General features: G+C 51.2%; 24 protein-coding genes. 19 read left to right on the forward strand and 5 right to left on the reverse strand.

Going from position 1 to position 23,738, the window contains the following annotated elements; translation table 11 throughout:
• Nucleotides 1–126 precede the first annotated feature (126 nt).
• Together EDM21_RS16645 and EDM21_RS16650 are read left to right on the forward strand one after the other, a co-directional pair.
• Complete coding sequence (locus tag EDM21_RS16645; protein ID WP_157337255.1) at nt 127–804, forward strand: Na-translocating system protein MpsC family protein; 678 nt, start codon at nt 127–129, stop codon at nt 802–804.
• A 153-nt stretch (nt 805–957) separates the two neighbouring features.
• Nucleotides 958–1,386 carry a response regulator gene (locus EDM21_RS16650; protein WP_157337257.1) on the forward strand — a complete coding sequence of 143 codons (429 nt, stop codon included), beginning with the start codon at nt 958–960 and terminating at the stop codon, nt 1,384–1,386.
• A 126-nt stretch (nt 1,387–1,512) separates the two neighbouring features.
• Here the strand turns inward: EDM21_RS16650 and EDM21_RS16655 are convergent, their stop codons facing one another.
• Complete coding sequence (locus EDM21_RS16655; protein ID WP_157337259.1) at nt 1,513–2,250, reverse strand: YwaF family protein; 738 nt, start codon at nt 2,248–2,250, stop codon at nt 1,513–1,515.
• Nucleotides 2,251–2,385: 135 nt separating this feature from the next.
• Between EDM21_RS16655 and EDM21_RS16660 the strand changes: the two genes are divergently transcribed.
• Together EDM21_RS16660 and EDM21_RS16665 are read left to right on the forward strand one after the other, a co-directional pair.
• Nucleotides 2,386–2,601, forward strand: a complete 216-nt coding sequence (locus EDM21_RS16660) for a hypothetical protein (protein WP_235918237.1) — start codon at nt 2,386–2,388, stop codon at nt 2,599–2,601.
• Nucleotides 2,602–2,786: 185 nt separating this feature from the next.
• Nucleotides 2,787–3,254 carry a hypothetical protein gene (locus tag EDM21_RS16665; RefSeq protein WP_157337261.1) on the forward strand — a complete coding sequence of 156 codons (468 nt, stop codon included), beginning with the start codon at nt 2,787–2,789 and terminating at the stop codon, nt 3,252–3,254.
• Between the two features lie 104 nt (nt 3,255–3,358).
• Here the strand turns inward: EDM21_RS16665 and EDM21_RS16670 are convergent, their stop codons facing one another.
• A complete protein-coding gene (locus EDM21_RS16670) occupies nt 3,359–3,574 on the reverse strand; it encodes a hypothetical protein (RefSeq protein ID WP_157337263.1) in 216 nt (71 codons plus the stop codon).
• Between the two features lie 189 nt (nt 3,575–3,763).
• Between EDM21_RS16670 and EDM21_RS16675 the strand changes: the two genes are divergently transcribed.
• Both EDM21_RS16675 and EDM21_RS16680 read left to right on the forward strand, forming a co-directional pair.
• Complete coding sequence (locus tag EDM21_RS16675) at nt 3,764–4,657, forward strand: hypothetical protein (RefSeq protein ID WP_157337265.1); 894 nt, start codon at nt 3,764–3,766, stop codon at nt 4,655–4,657.
• An 84-nt stretch (nt 4,658–4,741) separates the two neighbouring features.
• Nucleotides 4,742–5,299, forward strand: a complete 558-nt coding sequence (locus EDM21_RS16680) for a M15 family metallopeptidase (protein ID WP_157337268.1) — start codon at nt 4,742–4,744, stop codon at nt 5,297–5,299.
• A gap of 171 nt (nt 5,300–5,470) precedes the next feature.
• On the opposite strand, the gene EDM21_RS16685 is transcribed toward EDM21_RS16680, so the two are convergent.
• Nucleotides 5,471–7,093 carry a GGDEF domain-containing protein gene (locus EDM21_RS16685; protein WP_157337276.1) on the reverse strand — a complete coding sequence of 541 codons (1,623 nt, stop codon included), beginning with the start codon at nt 7,091–7,093 and terminating at the stop codon, nt 5,471–5,473.
• A 276-nt stretch (nt 7,094–7,369) separates the two neighbouring features.
• On the opposite strand from EDM21_RS16685, the gene EDM21_RS16690 reads away from it, so the two are divergent.
• The 8 genes from EDM21_RS16690 to EDM21_RS16725 all read left to right on the forward strand — a co-directional run bounded on the left by EDM21_RS16690 (nt 7,370) and on the right by EDM21_RS16725 (nt 15,619).
• On the forward strand, nt 7,370–7,738 hold the full coding sequence (locus tag EDM21_RS16690; protein WP_157337418.1) for a GIY-YIG nuclease family protein: 369 nt from the start codon (nt 7,370–7,372) through the stop codon (nt 7,736–7,738).
• Between the two features lie 224 nt (nt 7,739–7,962).
• Nucleotides 7,963–8,898, forward strand: a complete 936-nt coding sequence (locus tag EDM21_RS16695) for a sugar ABC transporter substrate-binding protein (RefSeq protein ID WP_157337278.1) — start codon at nt 7,963–7,965, stop codon at nt 8,896–8,898.
• A gap of 129 nt (nt 8,899–9,027) precedes the next feature.
• Nucleotides 9,028–10,563: a sugar ABC transporter ATP-binding protein gene (locus tag EDM21_RS16700; protein WP_157337280.1), complete on the forward strand. Its 1,536-nt coding sequence runs from the start codon at nt 9,028–9,030 to the stop codon at nt 10,561–10,563.
• Nucleotides 10,556–11,515 carry an ABC transporter permease gene (locus tag EDM21_RS16705; protein WP_201280808.1) on the forward strand — a complete coding sequence of 320 codons (960 nt, stop codon included), beginning with the start codon at nt 10,556–10,558 and terminating at the stop codon, nt 11,513–11,515. Before EDM21_RS16700 ends, EDM21_RS16705 begins: the two co-directional genes overlap by 8 nt.
• A 158-nt stretch (nt 11,516–11,673) precedes the next feature.
• Nucleotides 11,674–13,164 (forward strand): xylulokinase, encoded by a 1,491-nt coding sequence (locus EDM21_RS16710; RefSeq protein ID WP_157337282.1) that lies wholly within the window; start codon nt 11,674–11,676, stop codon nt 13,162–13,164.
• A gap of 270 nt (nt 13,165–13,434) precedes the next feature.
• Entirely contained in the window at nt 13,435–13,845 is a 411-nt protein-coding gene (locus EDM21_RS16715) for an NUDIX hydrolase (protein ID WP_157337284.1), read from the forward strand.
• Between the two features lie 36 nt (nt 13,846–13,881).
• Nucleotides 13,882–14,109, forward strand: a complete 228-nt coding sequence (locus EDM21_RS16720) for a hypothetical protein (RefSeq protein ID WP_157337286.1) — start codon at nt 13,882–13,884, stop codon at nt 14,107–14,109.
• 103 nt (nt 14,110–14,212) lie between these two features.
• Nucleotides 14,213–15,619 carry an SMI1/KNR4 family protein gene (locus EDM21_RS16725; protein WP_157337288.1) on the forward strand — a complete coding sequence of 469 codons (1,407 nt, stop codon included), beginning with the start codon at nt 14,213–14,215 and terminating at the stop codon, nt 15,617–15,619.
• 72 nt (nt 15,620–15,691) lie between these two features.
• Here the strand turns inward: EDM21_RS16725 and EDM21_RS16730 are convergent, their stop codons facing one another.
• Nucleotides 15,692–17,086: a sugar phosphate nucleotidyltransferase gene (locus EDM21_RS16730; protein ID WP_157337290.1), complete on the reverse strand. Its 1,395-nt coding sequence runs from the start codon at nt 17,084–17,086 to the stop codon at nt 15,692–15,694.
• 94 nt (nt 17,087–17,180) lie between these two features.
• Nucleotides 17,181–17,972 (reverse strand): DUF6492 family protein, encoded by a 792-nt coding sequence (locus EDM21_RS16735; RefSeq protein WP_157337292.1) that lies wholly within the window; start codon nt 17,970–17,972, stop codon nt 17,181–17,183.
• A 406-nt stretch (nt 17,973–18,378) separates the two neighbouring features.
• Between EDM21_RS16735 and EDM21_RS16740 the strand changes: the two genes are divergently transcribed.
• Genes EDM21_RS16740 through EDM21_RS16760 form a run of 5 tightly spaced genes read left to right on the forward strand, consistent with a single transcriptional unit; the run spans nt 18,379 to nt 23,736 of the window.
• Nucleotides 18,379–19,374 carry a beta-ketoacyl-ACP synthase III gene (locus EDM21_RS16740; RefSeq protein ID WP_157337426.1) on the forward strand — a complete coding sequence of 332 codons (996 nt, stop codon included), beginning with the start codon at nt 18,379–18,381 and terminating at the stop codon, nt 19,372–19,374.
• Complete coding sequence (locus tag EDM21_RS16745) at nt 19,364–20,626, forward strand: ATP-grasp domain-containing protein (protein ID WP_157337294.1); 1,263 nt, start codon at nt 19,364–19,366, stop codon at nt 20,624–20,626. Before EDM21_RS16740 ends, EDM21_RS16745 begins: the two co-directional genes overlap by 11 nt.
• Nucleotides 20,550–21,560, forward strand: coding sequence for an NAD-dependent epimerase/dehydratase family protein (locus EDM21_RS16750; RefSeq protein ID WP_157337296.1), 1,011 nt, complete (start codon nt 20,550–20,552; stop codon nt 21,558–21,560). The genes EDM21_RS16745 and EDM21_RS16750 overlap by 77 nt, the downstream gene beginning before the upstream one ends.
• Nucleotides 21,557–22,423: an MBL fold metallo-hydrolase gene (locus EDM21_RS16755; RefSeq protein ID WP_235918238.1), complete on the forward strand. Its 867-nt coding sequence runs from the start codon at nt 21,557–21,559 to the stop codon at nt 22,421–22,423. Before EDM21_RS16750 ends, EDM21_RS16755 begins: the two co-directional genes overlap by 4 nt.
• Complete coding sequence (locus EDM21_RS16760; protein WP_166542061.1) at nt 22,420–23,736, forward strand: F390 synthetase-related protein; 1,317 nt, start codon at nt 22,420–22,422, stop codon at nt 23,734–23,736. Before EDM21_RS16755 ends, EDM21_RS16760 begins: the two co-directional genes overlap by 4 nt.
• The last annotated feature ends 2 nt before the right edge of the window (nt 23,737–23,738 follow it).

A 23,738-nucleotide genomic window follows, 5' to 3' on the forward strand; every position in this document is an offset into this window, starting at 1 on the left:
AAAATTTTCTCGAAATGTATTATAATTTCTAAGGGTCTTTGGACACGAACGCCATCGATTTAATTGCTGGATAAATTTTTTAAAGATCCTTGGACACTGCCGCCAATGATTCAAAGGAAGGGTATTTTGGACAAAAAAACCGCACTTAGCCATTTATCGAGCAAAACGGGAAAGATGCTCAGGGACCGTTTTGGCAAAGGACCTGAGTCCATCTTTATATCGTATAATGAATACGGCATTACACTGCATTTCCGCAATTTCGTAAGCGCAGTGGAGACGATTCTTCTGGACAAACAGAAAGATGAAGCGGTGAGGGAAACTCGTCAGATGGTGATGGACGTTCTCCTTCCGGAACTGAAAGAATCGATTCAACAAACGATTGGCCTCTCTATTCAAGAGATGTATTATGACTGGGACCTAGAGAATCATTCCGGCATTATGATCGGTTTAACGAATGCAAGCCATTCGGGCATACAAGAATGCTACACCGGCTATGAGAAGGTTCATGATCAGATCAGTCAAATTACGGCGGATGTACAAAGATTTCCAGATCATGTATTTTCTTTCTGGACGAATCCGAGAACACTTGTTATTGTAAGAGAAGGTATACTCATCAAGCTGGAGAAAGAACTGCTGAAGACCGGTTACGAAAATGCACTGAGGGTTGCCAAACGTTCTCTGGAAAAAGTTCATCTTATAGAAGATACGGATCTGGTTGAGGCGCTCGGGAAGAAAGTAAACGGGTTGTATCTCGACTGGAGCTTTGACAAAGATAAAAGTGTGGCCGTCTACACATTCCAATAACAGAATATTGGTCAAAATGCCTAGATATGGATACATACGCTGGTCATGAGCCAAGGAAAGCGCGCGCTGCGTATTTTCTTGGTTTTTTATTTCCTCAGCTAAGCCCATTTAACCGATCCGGCTTCAAATCATGTGAAGGAAGTGTTGACAGCTATGCCTGTTGAGCAGCAAGGTAAGGCAGCTAGTGATCACCTCCAAATTCTGGTTGTGGAGGATAATTTCATTAATCAGAAACTATTGAGAATGATCCTTGCCAAAAGAGGACACGAGACGGATATTGCTGAGAATGGTGTGGAAGCGGTTGAAGCAGTCTTGAGAAAAGCGTACGATCTTGTATTTATGGACATTGCAATGCCAGAGATGGACGGTTTCGAAGCCGCCAGAAGCATTCGTGACAAGATGAATTCGCCACACCTGCCTGTCATCATAGCGGTAACAGCCTATGCAAGAGAAGAAGATCAGATTCAGAGCATGGCCAGCGGAATGCAGGATTATTTGAGCAAGCCGTTTAGAATTCCTCATATAGACGCTCTGCTGGACAAATGGACTCCTTATATTCACACTTACAAATCGAAAGTTTAACGCTGTATAAGAGTTATTCTTGAAGCAGCGACAAGAAGAGCCGATGCGGGCAGTCGCCGGCTCTTTCGGTGTACCTACTCCCCGATTATTTCAACTTGAACCGCCAAGCTGTTTTGCTGTAGCTTCCTACGGCAGGGACAGCTTTTTTTGTTTGCCGGAAGCAGAAACCGCAAAAGGCAAATATAAGAAAATAAATAAGACGAATGCGGCTGCCTCCATAGAAAGCAAGTACCAGGGATATGGACCGAGATAATCAAGAAGCGAAGACGTGGCGGGCTTGCGGGCGAGGAACATATAGTTGGCACCCGTATAAGTGTTGACCGGAATGACGATCAGCAGAAGCAGATTGAGGAATCCCATGGTGAACAGAATGGATCTGAATGTCGGCCTCATATTCTCAGCCCAGACCATATACAGAACGGCTGCAATAATTGCGATATGGGCTGCAAAGAATTCCAGAAACCGGTAATGCGGATAGGCGTAACCCAGGACCGGGGTCAGCAGAGCCTGAAGCGCGCCTCCGATTCCGATAAAATAAACGATTTGAAAGAGGAAGCGGCTCCGCAGCAGCAGCATCGCTACACAGAGATAGAGCGATATGCTGCATAGCTCCAGCGGCAATGAATGCCGGATGGAATACATGCTCTGCTGGACATACCAGACGTTCAGGGTGACCTCCGACAGGACCAGGATGGATACGATGATGAGGCTTACCGTGCGGCGTTTAGCAGAACTTTGCCTTAGCTGCCTGCGGCAAACAAATAAGAGCACAACGACTGCTGCGAGTAAAGCCAACGCAACCAGATGCGACGTGGTGTATGCGGCAAACGAGTTCGGATTGTTTGCATCCCAGAATGCGTACATAAGAACCTCCGATTGAGAAAGTGAAAGGGATTTTTTTCTATCATAGCACAGGTATTTGACAGGCTTTCAAATTTTTACAGATGGATCAATCAAAATAGAAGAATCGGGGTAATAGAGAAGCAGGAGGTGTCGAGAATGATGAACATACCTGATAGCTCTAACCGCAGCAGAGAAGAGATTCCAGATATTCCTGAAATGCCGCCTAAGGTTATACCGGAGATTAAACCGGACGTAACACCGGAAATCCCCCCGAGAGACGTACCGGAAGGTCTGCCGGCAAGCCCACCGGAAATTAAGCCTGATCCTATTCCGGAAATACCGGACAGAATCGAGCCAAATTCCAGCAATTAATTGGATAATTTTCACTGATGATTTGACATACTTCGCTGTCTTGCAAAGGTATACTCTAATCTGTTGCTTGAGAAAGAAAGCATAAATCACACGATCGAGTCATAAGTATGAAAGAATCAAAGGTGCACAAGATTTAACCCAAGACCCGTTGCTAGAAATAGACAGAAGGAGTAGATTAGTTATTTATGGATAAAAAAGAACAGAAAACGGTAGAAGTGTTTTTTCATGCGACCATTTCCTACCTGGTACGTTCGGCTAACCGGTCACATGCCATGGAGGCGGCCCAAGCGCAGTTGAATGAGAGCTGTATACAGCTGGGTCAGCTCAGACTGGTCAATGAACAGGGTATGGCGAAGTGGTTTCAGGTAGAGAAGCTGGAGGAGCTGGAATGGACGGAGGCGCAGGATATGCGTGACAGCAACCGGTATAAAGTCAGCGGGCAAGTAAAGCTGCGGCTTAGTCTCCAGACCACCGATAAAGTTGAGAAAGAACTGAAGATGAACAGCTTCCGTCTTCCTAAATCTATGATTCATGATCATACCGTATGGGTTATCCCTACGATTAGCCATCCGGCTTTTGTCAGTGTTACAAGCCAGTCCTTACATGTCATTCCGGCCGTTGAGAAAGTGGCCGTCTATTCTAAAGTCGGCTGACGTGCAAGTCTTCATCTGTTTAAGCGCAAGGCCGCGAGCTTCTAGCAAAAAGGCTGCCAATCCGGCAGCCTTTTTGCGTTTTCTTCCCCCGCGTACAAGGGTGGTTATCTTTTTTTCATCGTAAAAAACTCACAGGCTTTGCGGTCATGGTAGGTCAACTCGCTAACCCGTGTCTGAACCACAATGAGGGTATCGTCAAAGCGGCTGATTACCGCATCCGAATCCACAATATGATCGTTTTTAAAGACACGGACCAGGTAGCGGCGGTCCATTGCGTCCTGGAAATCCTCATCGGTTAATAACCGCATGTTATGAGCCATCGTTCGTCTCCTTCTTCCTGTATCCAATAGTTAGATGGTAACACAAAAAGGGTAAGGCGTCAGGTACGCGGGCTTCTAAGAAAGAAACGAACCGGAATGTATGTTCTGGTATATTACTGGAAGTTATTGATGCGCACCCTCATATCCCGTACAGTTTACGAAAGAGTAAAGAGGAGGGGATTGACGGCTATGGAAAAGAAACGTTGTTTATTCTGCGATGCGATCGTTCCTATACAAGTGAAAGGCGACTACGATTATTATGAAAACTGCCTATGTTCGCCAGATGGAAAATACGGGATGCAGCAAGCGAGCTATGAAGCGTATCATGCGCTTTCGTATCAAATCAAACACGAAATGTTCCCGATTATTTCGGCCTATATAAGGGAGTTGACCGACTGTGGGGAACAAGTGGAATTGTCGATCGAAGATGTGGAGCTGATCCGGCACTCGCCGCGTGTTCCGGTGACAATCGAAGATAAAAGCACCCGCTTGCTTCAGTTTTTCTACCGGCATGCGGGCGCTCCAGGCAAAGCTGTCGTGCTGCATCAGCTGCCCAAGTCATTCAATTTAACCTACTCGCCTAACCTGCAGGAGCTCATTTATATTATTGAAAAGCTTAAGGATGAGCAGATGCTTGAACGGATGGGCTCTACATTTAAGCTGACGGAAGCAGGCTGGAAAGCGGCCGAAGTAAGTCTGGGCGGCAAGCTGCTAAAGCCTTGCTGTGTGCTGCTTCCGGCTGACGAGGAGCGCCGCAGGGAGTGGTTCGATAAGGTGCTGCCCGTTATCGAGCAGTGCGGCTACCTTCCGCAGGTAGCGGAGAAAGCGGCCGGAGAGAAACGGGCGGATACGAATCTCAAGCTGATAGCGGGCAGCAAGCTTGTTATCGCGGATCTGACGGACGCTTCCCCGGAAGTGTATATGGCCGGCGGATATGCCTTTGGTCTGGATATCCCTGTCATATGGACGGTGGAGCAAAGCGCGGCAGGCAAGCTCCCGGTAGCATCGGAGCAGATCCGTCCTTTTTCATGGAACAGCTCGGAGGAACTGGCGTTAATTCTGAAACAGCGCTTAAGCGTTTAATCCATTTTGCAACCCTATTTAATTGCTGCTAGAATTAAGAAACTAGAGTAGAGAGAATGCTAGATCTTAAAGGAGCGGCAGAAATTGAAAAAATGGGTATTCGTTCTTATCGCGGTTTCCACCGCTTTGTTTTTACTTCCCTTATTTTTTACGGATCATGCAGAAAAGAAACTGGAAAAAAGAGGGCTCAGCCGCGAAAGCCTGTTGACGGAACTGAATCCGGTCGTCGCTGAGAAAAAAGCGGAGCTTGTCAAAAAAACGGCGGCCATCGGCATTACCATTCTTATAACCGATGATTTTCGGAGCATAGAAGCTCAGGATGAATTATACAAGAAAGGCCGCTCAGTGGACGGCAGCATTGTGACCAAAGCCAAAGGCGGGGAATCGTATCATAATTACGGACTGGCTGTCGATTTCGCACTTCGCAAGAAGGACGGTAAAGTCATATGGGATATGAACTACGATGGCAATAGGGACGGTAAGAAAGATTGGATGCAGGTAGTTAAGATCGCCAAAGATTTAGGCTTCGAATGGGGAGGGGACTGGGAGAACTTCCCTGATTATCCGCATTTACAGATGAGCTTCGGGCTTAGTATCGCCCAGCTTCAGCGTGGTACCAAAACGGCTCTGTTAGACGAATGATGAAAGAGAACCACTCTGAACGGACCAACGGATGTATAACCAAGAACCTCAATCCCTTATTGGAAGGGTTGAGGTTCTTGGTCTAGGTATAGCGCGGTTATGTGTGCGGACGAGCGCCGGCATCCGGGCTGCTATGCTTGAAGCATGGGCCTGGGGCTTCTCTGGAACCGGCTAATAAAAGGTTACGCAGTTCTTGCCCTTCTGTTTCGAAACATAGAGGGCCTTATCCGCAAGGCGGATCGTTTCGATAGGATCGCCTGCATCGCTCGGCCAGATCGCCCCGCCTATGCTGCATCCGATCCGAATGACTTCATCTTCGATCAGGAACGGCTCGTTGAGCAGACGGATTATGTAATTGGCCATGCTGAGTGTCTCCTCGGACGGGGTAGAGCTCTGAGTCTTTAGAAGGATAACGAATTCATCGCCGCCTATGCGGAAAACGATATCCTGCGCCTGCATATAAGCGCCGAGACGTTCCGCGACATGCCGCAGGAGTTTATCTCCATAGGGATGTCCCCATGTGTCATTCACAAGTTTGAAACCATCCAGATCCAGATAGAGAAAGGTCAAGGTGGTGTTGTTCTCCCTGGCCTGTTTCATGGCTAGTTCCATGTAGGTATCGAGAGCAATGCGGTTAGGCAAACCGGTCAATTTATCGTGGTGGGCGAGATCAGCCATATGATCCAGGGCGCTTTCCGTTCTCATCAAGTTATCCACCAGATTATTTAAGGAGGAAGACAAGATGTTAAGATCCTTAATGGCATGAAACAGGGGGATCTTCACATGGTGCCCGCTGCGGAGCTGATCGGCAGCCTGGGCGATCCGTCTGAGCGGTTTGGCGATCCAGCCTGCTACAAGAGCGCCAAGAACAGCGAAAACGACGGACATAACGATGCCTGTCACAACGATAAACCGGTTCAGTTCATGGACGGAGCTAAAGGCAATATCAGCGGGTTGACGAACGAGTACGCTCCAGCCGAGTCCGGGATAATTCATATAACCCGCTCCATAGGCATAGCCCGTCAAGTAGCTTCCGTTATCCTCCGGCCATTGTTCTGTGGTCCAGCCATTGGATTCTTTCTGCGCTTGTTGAATACTTCCCGTGTCGATCGGCCTTAATACATATTTCCGGGGTCCGAGCAGAACCGTATTATCCTTTTTACTTACAATAAATACGTCCAGCTGATTCATCCTTTCCTGCAGCGGCCCCAGAATGGATTTCTCCACTTCACGAGCCCACTCCCAGCTCAGGTGTGCAGCCAGTACCCCGATCCACTCGCCTTTCTTATTGAAGACCGGCGTACTGATATCTACGAATTGAAGCGTTTCTCCGCTTGGATTAGGCAGCAATTTGGACAGAAGCACGGCTTCATGCACGTCGCCAATGAACCGCCCTTTCCTGCCTTCGGTAAATACGGGCCGGGCAGAGATATCCGATCCGGTTAAGATACCGTCACTGGATGCTTTTACTTTCCCGGAAGGGTCTATAAAGGCCACCCATGTGAATGAAGGAAAGCTTTTTTTGAGCTGTTCGAGCAGAGCGCGAAGTTCATCCGGATTGTCGGCATCCGCATAAGTGAGCATCTGACTGAGCATATCGACTTCGCCGGCGTGTGACCACATGAAGTAATCGAGTTTTTCAGCCATCTGATAAGCGACCTGAGAAAGTGAGGCTCCGATGGTTTCTTCTACTTGTGTTGTGGTTCTCTGACTGATGACGATGCTTAACAAAAACGTAAGTAAAAAGATGATCACAGCTAAAACGAGCGCAAAAGCGGTACGTAAGTTGAGCATTATTCACATACTCCTCTTTCATTCTGGGTTCCATGCTCAATAGGAGCAGGATAAATCCTGACCTATCCTACATATCGACTTTGTACAGGCATACGATTAGAGGGAAATTCAAGTTCTGTGGAGAAAATGGAGAACCAAAAGTATTGTTTGACATAAATGCAAACGATAATATATTATATCTATTATAACGTAAACGTAAAATGATTTTGTTTGAAATTAAATTTGACTATTAAGTTCACTCAAACTTGATCAGATTTCATTGAAAGAGGAGATATGATGGACCGGAGAAAAGAATTAGCCCAGCAATATAAGGAAACAGAGATCGAGGCCGGAATTTTTCAAATCCGCAATTCCGTTAACGGCAAGATTTATGTGAGCAGCAGCCGTAATTTGAAGAACTTGAACGGGAAACGTTTCGAACTTAATGCAGGCTCAAGTATGCAGCGTTTACTGCAGGCAGAGTGGAACGAATATGGCGAAGAAGCTTTTGTTTTTGAAATACTCGAATTGCTGGAAAAGGAAAAGTCCGAGTTTTTTGATGAGAAAGATGCTCTCAAAAAGCTGGAAGAGTCTTGGTTAGAGAAACTTAAACCTTATGGAGACCGGGGTTATAACAAAGAAAATCCGGATGCTTCAAGGAAATGAAACGATCCGGGAGATTCGGATAAAGGCAGTATTCAAGCAGCGGGGGCAGGTAGACCCGCTGTTTTCAGCGTACAGAAGGAAAATTTGGGCAGGAGATCTGATTCTTGTAATTATGGGAATTTCCAGCAATTTCAGGTTATTTAAAAGGTTATTCTTGCCAATGTCAACTATTGCTCTTATAATGTCACGTAAACGTGATGAAAAGATAGCAGGGGGATATGAGCATGAGAAGAGGGTGGATCGTCCTTGTGGCGATTATGCTGATTACGAGTCTGACGGCATGTGGACAAGGTGAATCAGGTGAAAGTGAAGCGAAGAAAACAGTGTCGATTCTGACTCCGTACTTGTCATCCGTAACTACGAACGAGATGGTGGAATCACTCAAGAAACAGGCGGCCGAACGAGGCTGGAAAACCAATGTGATCGATACCAAAGGGGATGTCGGACAGCTTGCAAGCCGCATGGAAGACGTTATATCCACCAAAACAGATGCAATCGTTATCGTAAGTACCGATCCGAACCAGCTCAAAACTCAAATCAAAAAAGCAGCTGACAAAAAAATTCCAGTTTTCGGCTGTGACTCCGGTTATATAGAAGGCATGAGCATGAACGCGACGAGCGACAATGTGGCTATGTCCAAAATGATTACCGAGCACATGACTCAAACGATCGGCAGCAAGGGCAATGTTGTGGTCCTGACTCACCGTCCGCATCCCGGTGTACTGAAGCGTACTCAGCAGCTCGATGAAATGCTGAAGAGCCAGCCGGCCATTACTAAAGTGACGGAGCAGCAAGTACAAGTTCCGGGACCGATTGAAAACGCGCGCAAGCAAATGGAAAGTCTGCTGCTCGCTAATAAAGAGGAAGGCTCCATTACAGCGGTATGGGCCGGATGGGATGAAGCAGCCATCGGTGCGGCACAGGCTATTGAAGCAGCCGGACGCAAAAACATCCTCGTTACAGGTATCGACGGGAACAGCCAGGCTGTCGATATGATTAAAAAAGGTTCTCCGCTCGGAGCGACGGTCAAACAGAACTTCACAGGCATGGCCGATATTGTTGCCAAGCAGATGGATCTCGTTTTCCAGGGGAAACCGGTTGAGTCAACAGAACTCTATGCGCCTGCAAGTCTGATTACGAAAGATAACGCAGGGAAATAACCAAAGGACATGGCAGAGGGCAGGACCCGTTCCTAAGGACCGGACTCTTCTTCCATGTCCCTCTTTCGCCTTCGCGCTTTAGCGCTTTAATGAAACTTGATTGGTCTTAAAAGCCGAGCTGAGGAGAGGATGAAATTGACTTTGCTGCACGTAGAGGGACTGAACAAAGCGTTCGGTCCCCATTATGCTTTATATGAAGTCGGTTTGGACATTGTCCCGGGTGAAGTACATGCATTGATCGGGGAGAATGGCGCCGGCAAATCGACGTTTATCAAAATCCTGACAGGCGTCTACACTCCCGATGCAGGCCAAATTATATGGAATGGCAAAGAGGAGCACATTACGAGTCCGGGTGACGCCAGGAAGCTGGGCATTAATGTAGTCCATCAGGACCGCAATCTGGTTCCTTCTTTTACGGGAGTGGAGAATTTGTATCTCGGTCTTCCGTATCCCCGGAATCGTTACAAACTCGGTATCGGCTGGAAGCAGATGCAAGAGCGCGCGCAGGAGCTGATGACGGAGCTGGGGCTGCAGCTTGATTTGAACAAGCCTGCAGCCCGGATGTCCCCGCCTGAGAAGACACTCCTGGAAATTATGCGGGCGATGATGCTGGAATGCCGCCTGCTCATTCTGGATGAGCCTACCGCCTCTTTGACAGATCAGGAGACGGAAAGTCTCTTCACTTTAATCCGCAAACTTGCGCAGCGGGGTACGGCTATTCTCTATGTGTCGCACCGGATGGATGAGATCACACGCATTTCGGACCGCGTGACCGTGCTTCGTAACGGGCAATTCGTCGCAACTACGGCTACCGGACAGACGAACCGGGAGCTGCTTATCCGGCAGATGAGCAGTGCTCCTTCTGAGGGGCCGGGCCTTGGGGAGCGTCAAAGCTCAAGGGCTCTCTCATCAGGTAAGAACCTGCTGGAGGTTGAATCACTGGCATCGGCAGACGGCAAGGTGAAAGAAGTTAGTCTGAAGGTCCGCGAGGGCGAGGTTGTCGGGATTTTCGGATTAGCGGGTGCGGGACGTACCGAACTTCTGGAGACGATTTACGGTCTGCGCAAACAGAGTGCCGGCAAGATTTCGCTCCATGGACAGGAGATACGGACAGACAGCCCGAGGCAATCGCTTGATCAGGGGATCGTTTTAATCCCGGAAGAACGTAAAAGAGACGGCCTCGTTATGAATCTGCCGATCCGGGAGAATATGACGCTCTCTATCCTCGACAGGCTGTCCTCCGGATGGCGGATGCGTGCAGGAGCCGAGCGGCAGGAAGTGGACGGCTGGATGACGGCTATGAAAGTTAAGGCATCCGGTATGGAGCAGCCGGTTCGCGAGCTCAGCGGCGGCAATCAGCAGAAGGTGGTCTTCGCCAAGGCGCTTCTTACGAAGCCTGCGTTATTCCTCTGCGATGAGCCTACGCAGGCGGTCGACGTCATGACAAGGGAAGAGATTCACCGGCTGCTGATCGAGCAGGCCCGCGAGGGACGCGGAGTGCTTTTCGTATCATCGGATCTTCAGGAGGTACTGGAATTATCCGATCGTCTGTATGTGCTCCACGAGGGACGAATCGCCGGTGAGCTGGATAATGCGGGGTTAACCCCAGAGCAGATTCTGGCAATATGTTACAACCCGTACAAAGGAAGTGAGCAGCATGGCTGAGCCGCGCAATTCTATTCAAATTATGCGTCTGATCCGTTCGTATGGGACGGTGATGGCAGGACTTCTGATTCTAGCGGTATTTTCGGTTTTAAGTCCGGATTCTTTCTTTACTTTTGATAATATGATTAATATCAGCAGGCAAATTTCATTTCTGGTCATCATAGCATTAGGCGCTACACTCGTCATGGCTGTGGGAGAATTCGACCTATCGGTGGGTTCCATGGCCAGTTTCGGAGGAGTCATTGCCGCCCAGCTTGCAGTAGCCGGGTATCCGGTATTGCTCAGTCTGCTGGTGCCGCTGGCTGCAGCGTTTCTGATCGGTTTTGTCAACGGGTGGATCGTGACGCGTTTTCGTGTTCTTTCCTTCATTACGACACTTGCGATGGGAACGATCCTGGGAGGCGTAACATTCAGGCTGACGGGCGGGGCGACGGTCTTCGAGAACATTCCCGAATCGTTCGGATATCTGGGCCAGACCGAGTGGGGGGCGCTGCCGCTGCTATCTGTCATTATGGTCGCCATGTGCATCCTGTTCTGGTACATCATGTCCCAGACGGCATTTGGCCGGAAATTATATGCGATCGGCGGGAACGAATCGGCTGCGCGTGTCGCAGGTGTCCATGTGGCGCGGAATAAGAACATGGCTTTTGCGCTATGCGCGATGCTGGCCGCGTTAACCGGGATCCTGATGGCATCCCGCCTTGGTTCGGCACATCCGACTGCGGGCTCCGGTCTGTTCCTGTCGGCCTATGCCGCTGCTTTTCTCGGGATGACTTCTTTCAAAGAAGGTGTGCCGAATATTTGGGGGACCTTCGTGGGTGCGGCGATAATCGGAATTGTAGCCAATGGATTAACGATACTTGAAGTACCCACCTTTATGCAGGATGTAATTACAGGCTGTATTGTCATCGCCGCCGTATTAATGCAGAAGATTGGCAGAACGGCAGCGTAATCCGTAGGACGGGCAGGATTTCCACATCAATTAGCGGCGTATATTATTAATCCCATTAACAAACGACTTGCCGATGTTTATTGGTCATAGAGTACTAACGACTAAAGTGATTCAAGGCGGAGGAAGCCGCGGGCTCCCCGCCGGGAGGGGCACTCAACATGAAATTTATCGCTTCGTTCGATATCGGAACAACGAACGTCAAAGGCCTACTGGTCAACCGGGACGGTGGTTTGTCATACGAACACAATGTGCCGCTTGCCCTCCGGCAGGAGCCTCAGCGGATCGAGCAAGAACCCGGTCAGTGGTTTCAGGCCGTCGCCGCTATCGCCGCCGAGTGGTTCCGCGGCGGTGTACATCCGCAGGAGATCGGTCTGATCAGCTTCAGCGGCCAAATGCAGGACTGCATCCCGGTGGGCGGCAAGATGGAAGCACTCCGTCCCGCCATCCTGTATTCGGACAGCCGGGCCGGCGAAGAAGCCGCCAGGATCATAGAAGAGCTTGGCGCAGATTCGATCCGTCAAGCTGTGGAGAACAGGATGGACGGGACACTCACGTTTCCGAAGATTTTGTGGCTGCACCGGCATGAGCGGGAACTCTACAACCAGACGGTGAGCTTCTTGATCAGCTCCAAGGATTACGTAATCGCCCAGCTGACCGGCCGCTTCGTGACGGACCCGACATCCGCGTCCACGACCGGATGCATGAACATTCGGACCCGGTCGTGGACGCAGGAATGGTTCCGGCGGCTGGGCCTGGATTCCGGCAAAATGCCCGCCATTCTGCGGGCGGATGAAATAGCCGGAACCGTGCACGCCGCCGCGGCTCGGCAGACCGGCTTTGCCGAGGGGACACCGGTCCTCTGCGGCATCGGGGATGCCGGCGCCGCGACGCTCGGGGCCGGGGTATACCGTCCCGAGGAGCTGTACGCCTACATCGGGACGACCGGCTGGATCGCCAGCGCCGCTGCACGGCCTGCCGATTCCGGCACCGGGATCTTCAACCTGGCCTACGTAGAGCCTGGCCGTTATATCAACATCGCGCCGCTGATGAACGCAGGCAATGCCCACCAATGGGCTCTAGAGCTGTTCTGCGGCGAGGCTTCTGAGGGCAGCAGCCCCTATGATGAGATGGAACGCCTCATCGGGGCAGCGGACCGCCGCAGCAGCGAGGTGATTTTCCTGCCTTATCTGAACGGCGAGCGCTGCCCGGTACAGGATGAGCATGCGTCCGGCTGCTATATCGGCATCCGGCCTTCCACATCCAGACAGGATATGGCGGCTGCCGTTCTGGAGGGAGTTGCGCTCGCGATGAAACAGATGCTGGGCCTGGGCGCACGAGAAGCCGCTCCCGGCCGGCTCACGCTGATCGGAGGAGGAGCGGGCAGCAGAGTCTGGTGTCAGATCATCGCGGATATCTTCCAGACGGAAGTATCGGTACCGTCCGAATCGCAGTTTCTTCCGTGTCTGGGTGCCGCTCTCCTCGGCTTCAGACAAGCAGGCTGGGGCGGAGAATATCAGGATCTGACAGGCCTGCTCAGAACCGCCCGGCAGTGTGAGGTGTTCTCGCCCGATCCGGCTATTGCCGAACATTATCAGGGGAAGTTCGAGAAATTCCTCAAGCTGTATCCGGCTCTTCGTCCTGTATTCTGAAGAGGGCGAAGCGGCGGTTTCTTTTGCCGGATAAGCTGAATAATTAGGGAAACGGGACAGCTCAAAGCTGTCCTTTTTGACTTTCTCCCGATCATTGTTTTAAATAAAAATAAAGCAGATGATATACGCTCCCGTCTTTCACAAGCGGTTAACCCCTACTTGCGGTATATCCAAGCAAGCTGTCGTTGTGCCGGCGGCCTGTTTTAGATAAGATGAGCACAGAAGGTAATCAGCGGATGCTTTATTCTCACAGGAAAGGAAGGCACAGCCATGAAAGAGGTCGTTAAAGTACTTGCGCTCAGAGAAGGACAAGCTGTGCTGATACGTCAGTATAGGAAACAACGGAGAACATATACGATTGAACTGCCCGGAGGGAAGGTTGAACCGGGAGAAGAAGCGGAGAAAGCCGCTCAGCGGGAGTTAAGGGAAGAGACGGGTTTCTCTGCAACCACTTTGCTCCCGCTTGGAGCTTATGTCAACAGCTCGGGCAACGTACGTGCCCGGTTGTTTTTTGCGAATACCGTATCCGAAGGTGGAGGGCAGCAGCTTGACGCCGATGAGGAGATCGAGGTGATACTGGCTCCGATTCATGAAGTCACACGCCGCATCTATACGGGAGAATGGAACGATCTCAGGCTTGGTCTTGCGGTAGCGGTAGCCCGGTCCATGAAACTGATCTGAGAGCCGCCGAATCAATTTGTAACAAAGGAGCCAGCTATGGAACATTACCAGACGATGATCGGAGTCATTCTCGAAAAACTGGGTCAAACTCACAAAGAATTGAGCTTTAACGTGCAAGGGTTGAACAGTTTACTGAATAATCATACCTCCGAAGAAATCGAGAATACGCCGGAACTGCTTACCATCCGGGAGCTCCGGGATTCTTACGCCGAGATCCTCGGTACAGTCGAGAGAAGATTTCCCGGTTTAAAGGAAGATGTGTGAATAGACGAAACCCGTACTTCTATCATAGTGTAAGTGTTTAATAGGCTTAATCATCCTCTTTATTTACATAGATTTTCTCACCCCCCATACAGGAGGAATCCGAATGAGCCAGCATTTTATGGAGCAGCTGAAGATATATTTCCCGCAGTTTCTTAGCGGAATGAATGAGGGAGCCTCCGAAGAAGACATTCAAGAGCTTGAAACCCGGACGGGTTTCCGGCTTCCTGAAGCGTTCAAGCAGCTTTTGCGGATTCATAATGGAGAGAAGGAATACCGGGGAATTTTCATGGGTCTGGGTTTTCTCTCCACGCAGGAGATGCTCCGTAACTGGAATTCCTATCGTGAGCTTACGGATGAAGTTTGGGGCTCCGTTCTTTCATTTGAAAGCGGCAAAATTCAAGAGTACGCTTATCATCCCGGCTGGCTTCCTATTGCGGATGACGGGGGTGGCAATTATTTGGGCATCGATTTTGCACCCGGGGAATCAGGGATTAGCGGCCAAATTATTAATTACGGGAGCGATGAGACAGAACTCTTTGTTATCGCGGACAGCTTCGGGGAGCTGCTTGATGTGATTCTGGAGCAGTTTAGGAACGGGAACTGTCGAGTCTTGGAAGGGGAGGACGAAGGCGAATTCTATGCTTCCTGGCATGAAGACGGCCATGTCTTTGATGATCTGAAAGAGCTGCTGACGAGCAGCAGGAGCACCTCTGTGAGCCCAAGAGAAGGCTCATTAGAAGTAGACAGTGAATTTCATGATTACTGGAAGTCGCTCGATGAGAACTGGAAATCCGTATTTCTCCAGCATGCCGGCTCAGCACCCCGGTCCTGGGAGGAGATCGCCCGGATCAAAAGCTTGAATCTGCTGAGAACCGGAATTACAGATCTGACACCGCTGAAGAAAATGGGCCATCTCCGCATACTTATTGCAAGCGGTCTGGAAACAGAGGATTTCGGTGCTTTGTCCTCGCTGACCGAGCTGTCTGAACTGTTCCTGGCCAAAACTCCGCTAGCGGACGTAACTCCGCTCTTGCCTCTAAAAAACTTAAAACGTTTATTTATAGGGAATACGCAGGTGAGGGACGTCCGTTTGCTGCGGGAGCTTTCCTCGCTGGAAGAATTGTCTCTGGAGAATCTGTCCATTGCGGATCTTGCGCCTTTGAGAGATATTCCTAACTTGAAGATACTGAATGTGTCTAAGATCAGGACACAGACGTTACACGAAATCGGCCAATTGAAGAAATTGATTGAGCTGGATATCATGTACCTGCCTCTGGATAATATCGGCTTCCTGGGAAGCTTGTCCGCGCTGAAAGATTTACGGATAAGCAGCAGCCGGGACGGAGATTATTCGGTGCTGGCGAAGCTTACACGTATGAAGTCAATGACTTGTGAGTTTTGCGTCTTTAAGAAGACCCGCTCTCTTTGGGACGTTAAAATAAGTTACACCATCAGCGGAGAAATGACTGATGAAGAACATGCGGACTATCACGAATATGTGATGAGCTAATCCAATCCATTCATAACTGCTAAAAAGCTATCCTCGGGGCCGGGGATAGCTTTTTAGCGGTTATGAATGATGTTAATCAGAGTCCTGTCCATTCCGGCAGGCACGTACGACCTCTTCCCAGGTAGCGGGGAACGTTGGTACTTCTTCTTGATCCAGGTCGGTTCCGATGAGAACCTGTATCAGTTCGATCGGCTGCTCCGCTTTAATGGCACAGCCCGCCCCGGGAGCGATTAACAGCACATCGCCCGCTTGAACGGGTATAATCTTACCGTTGAGGACAAACTCGCCGGAGCCGCTCAGCAGGGTCCATACTTCTTTGCGGCGGGCATGCTTTTGATAGGGCATATGTTTACCTGCCTCAAGTCTTACTTTGCGTGTAACGGTTCCTTCCGTTAACTCTCCTTCCTGTTGCCTGGGGTGAAGATCCAGGACGCGATACGATCCCCAGCTTTTCTCTTCATACATGGGCGGCAGGCCTTCATTGGGTTTTAACTCCTTGATCCGGCTGCTGCTTTGTTTGCTGGCTACGAGAATTCCCTCGGCATTGGCGGCTACGATAATATCGGGTACCTCAATGATATGAACAGGAATTTGAAGCTCATTGACCAGATGAGTATTCACGGAATCATCCGATACCGAGCCAGGGCCGTTAGCGGAATTGGCAAGATGCGTTGTTAATGCCCCCCAGCTTCCTAAATCCTCCCACATCCCGTCGTAAGGAACGACAACCGAATGACGGGTTTTCTCGGCGATTTCTTCATCGAAGCTGGCTTCGGGAAGTTTGTCGTATAACCGGATCAAATCCTCGTACGGGATAGGCAGCCCCCGCTTCCGCATAGCATCAAGCATGAATGAACGGTGAAAAGCAAATACGCCGCAATTCCAGAACGCCTTCTGTGCGATTAATTGCTGGGCTGTTTCTAAATCGGGTTTTTCCGAAAACCGGGCTACCGGCAGATAGGATGAGGCACTGGTGTCTGTTAGGCGGGGTACGATATACCCGTACTGAGTGGAGGCGAAATACGGGCGGGTTCCCAGCAGTGCCAGATCGGAAGCGGACTGTTTAAGAATAGCGGGGAGTGCGGGAAGCCGTTCAAAAAATTCGTTTTCGACGAACGGATCGACCGGCAGAAAGCACAAAACTTCGTCCGTGAATGGTTCTTGCTCGTGCAAGTAGGCGGTCGCTAACGCAATGGCAGTGAACGTGCCTCTTTTGTGCGGCTCCGTAAGAATCGGCACGAGGCTGCCGATTTGACTCTGCATGATTTCCAGCTGGCTGCTGTGAGTTACGATCAGAGTGGAGGACAGCAGACCCGCATCGCTAAGCTGCCTGCACACCCGCTGGATCATCGATTCCTTTCCGCCGCCTGCTGCCGGCAGAAGGTTAAGAAAGGCTTTGGATCTGACTTCGTTGGAAAGAGGCCAAAGCCGTTTGCCGGAACCTCCGGACAGCAAAATGATTTTCAACAAGATCCTCCTCCTCATCAAAAAGCAGCCTGACAAGTGTGGGCTGCATTTCTCTGCTAATCGGCATAAGCATTCATCTATCCGGCTGACATGATCAGTAATACGTTCTGCGAACGTGGAAGGATAAGGAGCGAAATTTAACGGAAAGCGTACTGCGCATAGCAGGAGTTAATGTCCGAATGTCGGTTCGAATCTCTTTATTCAAATTTCTTCTGATTACCGAGGTTCCCGGATAGCGGGCACGGACGAAGTTGCCGTAAGTCTCGAATTCCGAGAAACTGAATTTGTACGTCTTATCAATCTTCCGCAGAATGGTCTTATACCAGGCAATACCGCTCCGGGCCTCGATTTCTTGCTTAAGATGGCGGAGCTTCCTCGAATCAAACAACATGTAGTGGTTAACGAAGGATCGCGCAGCGAATGTTTTCTGCCCCAACAGTTTAGTGTGTACATTAAAGTAGGCTTGATGACTTCGGCTTCTGGTGTAAAAAACAGTCTTTCCGTTTTCGAGAAACGTATGGGGGCGGATTAAAACCGTGTCGGCATCCATGACGAGAAAGTAGCGCTGGGTTGAGATTTTGTCTGCGCTGAGTTTAAGCAGCTGCTGGAAAAGCCATCCGGAACGGTCCCATTTGTGGTTGCGGTAATGGATATGCTTTTTAGTAATGGGCAGAACGCTGTTCTCATGGACAAACTTACATTTCTTGCGCAGGCACAGGCTTTTAATACGTGGACTGTCCGGGGAAATAATGAAAATATGGCCGATCGGATGCTTGACATATTTGCGGATTCCATCAATCACATGCGGGAGCGTCGCGAGATCTTTGTCGATCGCAGGAATGATGACATCGATTTTGGTCCTGCCAGTCACAGAATGAGTCGTCATCTCTTCATCTCCATACCAAAGGATAAGTTGTCGGGCCAGCTTTTAAAGCTATGCAGTAGAATATGCCAGGCATAAGGCAGCCGATTGTGTAGCTGTCTACTCTTGGCTCCAGAAAGAAAAGGAGATTCAGCAGATTTTGAGAAATAGAGTTTCAACCGGTCGGGCAGATGGTAAAAAAAAGAAGGATATGCCCGTTCTATGTCGAATGAGAGAGACTATAGACCTAATTGGGCGGCTGCTGGGCCGAATAAATTCGGGTCGTTTTTGTTCTATACAAAAACGAGCGCAGTTCTATGCTCAATGAATGAATATCTTTGCCTATAAGCGTTGTCTCAACAAGTTGTCTCTACAAATAGATGGCCTTGAGTGTATACAGCCTTAAGGAGAAAGTGACGTGTCCAGCATAATGCAGAGAAAACTCAGAATTCTTGGAACCGGCAAATATTTACCGGCCAGACAGGTGACTTCGGAAGAACTGGATGAACGTCTGGGCAAACCCGCAGGATGGGTACTTAAGAAATCAGGTGTGAAAGTAAGGTATTACACAGAGGGCGAGACAGTCTCGCAGATGGGAGCCCGTGCGGCTGCGGAAGCGCTGAAGGAGGCCGGGCTTACTTTCGCGGATCTGGACTGCATCGTTTGCACCAACTCCGTACCCGAACAGCCCATTCCATGCACAGCAGCTTTAATCCAGAACGAAATGGGGCATGGAGACTCGGGAACGCCTTGCTTTGATGTCAATTCAACGTGCTTGTCCTTCTTGGCAGGACTGGATCTCATCTCCTATACAATGGCCATGGGCAAATACAAAACAGTGCTCCTTGTTGCACCTGAGATTGCTTCAGCCGGTCTAAACTACGAGCAATCGGAGAGTTCGATCCTGTTCGGGGACGGGGCTGCGGCGGTGGTAGTGGGAATCAGCCGGGAGGGGGAAACTTCTCATATTCTGGCTTCACGCATGGAAACTTACGGCTCAGGCTATGCGCTCTCCGAGGTGAGGGGAGGCGGTACGAAGCTGCCTGCCGCTGCTTTTGAAGCGAGCCGGGCCGCCGATTATTTGTTTGATATGCAGGGCGAAGCCCTATTTAAGAAAACATCCAAACTCCTTCCGCGATTTATGGAAGAACTATTCCGCGATGCAGGTGTAGGTTTATCGGAGTTATCCATTGTAATCCCTCACCAGGGAAGCGCGATGGCGATGCGACTGCTCCAGCACAAATTAGGGATTCCCGATTCCAGGCTGATGAACATTATCGGCAATCACGGCAATACGATTGCGGCATCCCTGCCCATGGGGCTTCACGAAGCGATCCGTCAAGGCCGGCTGGAACGCGGCAACCTGGCGGCGATCATAGGGATTTCAGCCGGAGTCTCGCTGGGCGGGATTGTGTTTGAATACTAATGACAATGGGGGTGCTGCGGTATTGATAACAGGGGGAAGGGCGCCTGCAGCCCTGGAACTGGCCAGACAGCTTGATGCTGCCGGATACCGCGTATATGCAGCAGATAGTGTGGCGAGGCCGCTGATCCGATATTCCGCCAGCATTCAGCAATTTTACCGGGTGCCGGGACCCCGGTTTAACAGACGACAATTTCTCAGCCGTTTGCTGGACATTATTGGGATCCACCGGATTCAGGTGCTCATTCCGACTTGTGAAGAGATCTTTTATGTGGCAGAGGGCAAAGCCGAGCTGGAAGCAGGCGGATGCCGGGTGTTCACGGATGATCTGGATAAGCTGCTGCAGCTGCACAGCAAATGGGCGTTTAACCAGCTGGTGCAGGCAATGGGGCTGCCGGCTCCCCGGACCTTACTGCTGACCTCATACGGCGAGCTGAGTCAGCTTCATGATCCCGGAAGCTTGCACAAATGGGTGTTGAAGCCGGTCTATTCCCGCTTTGCTTCCCGTACTTTGACGTATGCAGGTGGCGAGATTCCTCCCCGACTGGTGATATCGCCGGAGTTTCCCTGGGTTGCGCAGACGTTCGTCACAGGCCTTGAGTACTGTACCTATGCGATAGCTGAAGACGGAGAGCTGAGGGCATACACCGATTATAGCGTTGACTACACCGCAGGGAAGGGCGCCAGCATTTATTTCAGACAGCAGCGTCATCCGGAACTGTTCGAGTGGGTGCAAGCCTTTGTACATGAGCTGCGTTTTACCGGACAACTTGCTTTCGATTTTATAATCGACCGGGACGGCACGATCTGGCCGCTTGAGTGCAATCCGCGGGCAACGAGCGGTTTGCATCTATTCTCGGCGGAGGATAGAATCGGCGATGCTTTTATTGCGCCCGCTAAGGGGGCTGTGAATCTAGAATCGCCATGTATTATCCCCAGGAAGCCGGCAGAACGAATGATTACAGCCGCCATGCTGCTCTACGGTCCTGGGCGGGAGCTGACTCCGGCGGGACTGCGCCGCTGGACGGGCTGCATGTTCCGAGGCCGGGACGTGATCTTTCAGTGGCGCGACCCCGGACCGTTCCTGGCTCAGGGGATGATACTGCTCGATTTCTGGAAACAAGCCCGTACTGCCGGCAGGCCGGTTAAAGAAATGACGACATATGATATGGAATGGAATGGGGAATATGAAAGTCCTTGTGACAGGCGCGACGGGATTTCTGGGACGCAATTTGATCGGGCGTCTGCTGAGTGAAGACTTCGAGGTAACGGCAATAGGACGGAGTCTGGAGATCGGCCGTGAGCTGGAAGCGGCGGGGGTGGCTTTCGTGCGGATGGACTTGGCATCCGAGGAAATGCCCCGCACGATCAAAGGCCATGCGGCCGTCTTTCATTGCGGGGCTTTCTCGGCTCCGTGGGGACCTTATGATGAATTTTACCGGACGAATGTAATCGGTACGAGAAATGTCATCCAAGGGTGCCTGGAGAATGGGGTGCGCAGGCTGATCCATGTCTCCACGCCATCGATCTATTTCGACTACAAAGACCGGTTGAATATCAGAGAAGAAGAGCCGCTGCCTGCCCGCTTCGTCAATGCGTATGCACAGACGAAGCGGCTGGCCGAGCAGGAAATCGACCGGGCATTTGCCGAGGGGCTTCCCGTTATTACGCTGCGTCCGAGGGGAATCTTCGGACCGGGAGATAACGCGATCTTCCCCCGGCTTCTGCGCGCCAATGAGCGGAGATTCGTACCGGTTATCGGCAAGGGAAGAGCTTTCATGGACGTGACGTATGTCGATAACGTAACGGAGGCGCTGCTGTGCTCCCTGCACGCGGGCGAGCATGTCCTGGGACGTAAGTACAATATTACGAATGGACAGCCCGTCTATTTGTATGACTTGCTGGAGAGGCTGTTCGTTCTGCTTGATACGCCTTTCCGGTCCAGGCACATTCCGTACCGGGCTGCATATTCGCTGGCATCGGCTATGGAAGCGGCAGCTATGCTGCCGTTTGTTGACCGGGAACCGATGCTGACCCGCTACACAGTCGGCATTCTCGCTTTTAACCAGACGCTTGATATTTCCCGTGCCCGGAGCGATCTTGGCTACCAGCCGCTTATTAGCGTAGACGAGGGCATATATCGCTTTAGCAGCTGGTGGAGACAGCAGGAGGGGAGAGGAAGAGATTGAGACCGGAACGCTTGACGCTCAACCTGCGCAGTACAGGTTCATGCAGGCAGTTGGAGGCTTTCTCGATAAGAGGAGGCCGCTGGCGTTTTATTTCTTTCCCCGGGATTTTCGCCATGATCGAACATCCCGAGAAGGGATTGATTTTGTTTGACACGGGGTATGCTCCGCGTTTTATGGAAGCAACCCGCAAGTTTCCCTATCGGATTTACCGGTGGATGACGCCGGTTGACATGGAAAATGATTTCACGGCGGCGGATCACGTAAGGGCAGCGGGCTATTCGCCGGATGAAGTCCGCACGATTATCATTTCGCATTTTCATGCCGATCATATTTGCGGCCTCCGTGATTTTCCGAATGCGAAGTTTCTGTGTTCCCGTGAGGGGTATTCGGCCGTTTCCGTACGGCGAGGATTTGCGGCAGTGAAGAGAGCGTTCCTGCCTGATTTGATGCCTGCAGATTTCGCGGAAAGGGCGGTTTGGATCGAATCCGCGGACCGGGTAAAGCTGCCTGCTGAGTATGCTCCATTCGCTGAAGGCTATGATCTGTTCGGGGACGGCAAGCTTACCGCGATTGCCCTCCCCGGCCATGCGGACCATCAGATCGGCATCCTGCTGACAGACGGGACGTTACCGCCCGTGCTGCTGGGAGCAGATGCAGGCTGGTCACGGAAAGCTGTTCAGGAGAACCGGCTTCCGCATCCGCTTGCGTTTATCGTGTTCGACAGCAGCAGGGATTACAAAGCCACCTTTGGCCGTCTGGCGGAACTCTGCCGGCGGAATTCGGGGCTTAGGCAGGTGTTTACGCACTGTCCGGAATCGCGGGCGCTGTGCGACCTGCCTTATGACGGAGGTGACTGCGAGTGAAGCTCAGCCGTTTATTGAAGCAATACGTGCTCACCCGGTACCGCCGGACCCGTTGGAAGAACCGGGAAGCGCTTGAAGCCTGGCAGCACCGGCAGGTTACCGCGCATTTAACGGAAACCCTCAAGAAGTCTGCATTCTACCGGGAGTATTACAAAGATTTAAGGCTTCAAGACTGGCGTGACTGGCCGCTTATGGATAAGACGAGGATGATGGATGCTTTCGACAGCCTGAATACCGCTGGTATTACCAAAGAAGAAGCATTCGAGGCAGCTTTCCGGGCAGAATCGGAGCGGGATTTCTCCCCTGAGCTCAGCGGCATTACGATCGGCTTGTCCTCGGGTACTTCAGGGAGCCGGGGACTATTCCTTGTCAGCGCCGAAGAGCGGGCGGCCTGGGCAGGGGCCGCGCTGGCCAAGGCGCTGCCGGGCTCCCTGCTCCGCAAACACCGCATCGCTTTCTTCCTGCGGGCGGACAGCAACCTGTATCAGACCGTCAACTCGAAGCGTATCCGCTTCAGTTTCTTTGATCTGATCCGGCCGATCGGGGAGCACGTCCAAAAACTATGCGAGCTGGAGCCGACTCTGCTCATCGGGCCGCCCTCGATGCTGCGCCTGTTGGCCGAAGCGAAGCGATCCGGGAAGCTGCCCATTGAGCCGGAGAAGATCATCTCGGTTGCGGAGGTGCTGGAGCCAATCGATGAAATGTGCATCCGTGAAGCGTTCGGCAGAGAGGTGCACAGCATTTACCAGTGCACGGAAGGGTTCCTGGGCGCCACGTGCGACCACGGCACGCTTCATCTGAATGAGGATATTCTCGTCATTCAGCGGGAGTACGTGGATGCATCCGGGAGAATATTCGTGCCGATTATTACGGATTTCTCCAGGAAGACGCAGCCCATAATCCGCTACCGGCTGAATGACCTGCTGACGCTGCGTGAGCAGCCGTGCCCGTGCGGATCGGTTTTTACCGCCATTGACTCGATCAGCGGGCGAACGGATGATATGTTCTCCGGCATAGAGGAGCTGTCGGGAACGAGGGTTCCTATCTTTCCGGATTTTATCAGACGGGCTGTCCTGATGGCATCGGGCGAGATTCTGGAATTTAAAGTGATCCAGCTGGCAGAGACGGAGCTGGAAGTTGCTCTGCGTGTCACCGGGGAGAAGACATCGGTGGAACAAGCAGTACGCAGTCAGCTAGAAGACACGTTCCGGGAGCGAAGATGCCGGGTTCCACAGGTAAGATTCGTCCCCTATGCGTTCCAGCCGGGACTGCAGAAGCTCCGCAGAGTTGAGCGGCGCTTTGCTTGGGAGTAGGC

This window comes from Paenibacillus lutrae, from assembly GCF_009757775.1.
Lineage (GTDB): Bacteria > Bacillota > Bacilli > Paenibacillales > NBRC-103111 > Paenibacillus_F > Paenibacillus_F lutrae.

Bases quoted from the DNA above. Each gene is read 5' to 3' on its own strand.
- EDM21_RS16650 (WP_157337257.1), top strand. From the start codon at position 958: ATGCCTGTTGAGCAGCAAGGTAAGGCAGCTAGTGATCACCTCCAAATT.
- EDM21_RS16670 (WP_157337263.1), bottom strand. From the start codon at position 3,574: ATGGCTCATAACATGCGGTTATTAACCGATGAGGATTTCCAGGACGCA.
- EDM21_RS16750 (WP_157337296.1), top strand. From the start codon at position 20,550: ATGGGGAATATGAAAGTCCTTGTGACAGGCGCGACGGGATTTCTGGGA.
- EDM21_RS16695 (WP_157337278.1), top strand. From the start codon at position 7,963: ATGAGAAGAGGGTGGATCGTCCTTGTGGCGATTATGCTGATTACGAGT.
- EDM21_RS16690 (WP_157337418.1), top strand. From the start codon at position 7,370: ATGGACCGGAGAAAAGAATTAGCCCAGCAATATAAGGAAACAGAGATC.
- EDM21_RS16740 (WP_157337426.1), top strand. From the start codon at position 18,379: ATGCAGAGAAAACTCAGAATTCTTGGAACCGGCAAATATTTACCGGCC.
- EDM21_RS16735 (WP_157337292.1), bottom strand. From the start codon at position 17,972: ATGACGACTCATTCTGTGACTGGCAGGACCAAAATCGATGTCATCATT.
- EDM21_RS16655 (WP_157337259.1), bottom strand. From the start codon at position 2,250: ATGTACGCATTCTGGGATGCAAACAATCCGAACTCGTTTGCCGCATAC.
- EDM21_RS16685 (WP_157337276.1), bottom strand. From the start codon at position 7,093: ATGCTCAACTTACGTACCGCTTTTGCGCTCGTTTTAGCTGTGATCATC.
- EDM21_RS16660 (WP_235918237.1), top strand. From the start codon at position 2,386: ATGATGAACATACCTGATAGCTCTAACCGCAGCAGAGAAGAGATTCCA.
- EDM21_RS16665 (WP_157337261.1), top strand. From the start codon at position 2,787: ATGGATAAAAAAGAACAGAAAACGGTAGAAGTGTTTTTTCATGCGACC.
- EDM21_RS16715 (WP_157337284.1), top strand. From the start codon at position 13,435: ATGAAAGAGGTCGTTAAAGTACTTGCGCTCAGAGAAGGACAAGCTGTG.
- EDM21_RS16705 (WP_201280808.1), top strand. From the start codon at position 10,556: ATGGCTGAGCCGCGCAATTCTATTCAAATTATGCGTCTGATCCGTTCG.
- EDM21_RS16700 (WP_157337280.1), top strand. From the start codon at position 9,028: ATGAAATTGACTTTGCTGCACGTAGAGGGACTGAACAAAGCGTTCGGT.
- EDM21_RS16725 (WP_157337288.1), top strand. From the start codon at position 14,213: ATGAGCCAGCATTTTATGGAGCAGCTGAAGATATATTTCCCGCAGTTT.
- EDM21_RS16710 (WP_157337282.1), top strand. From the start codon at position 11,674: ATGAAATTTATCGCTTCGTTCGATATCGGAACAACGAACGTCAAAGGC.
- EDM21_RS16675 (WP_157337265.1), top strand. From the start codon at position 3,764: ATGGAAAAGAAACGTTGTTTATTCTGCGATGCGATCGTTCCTATACAA.
- EDM21_RS16720 (WP_157337286.1), top strand. From the start codon at position 13,882: ATGGAACATTACCAGACGATGATCGGAGTCATTCTCGAAAAACTGGGT.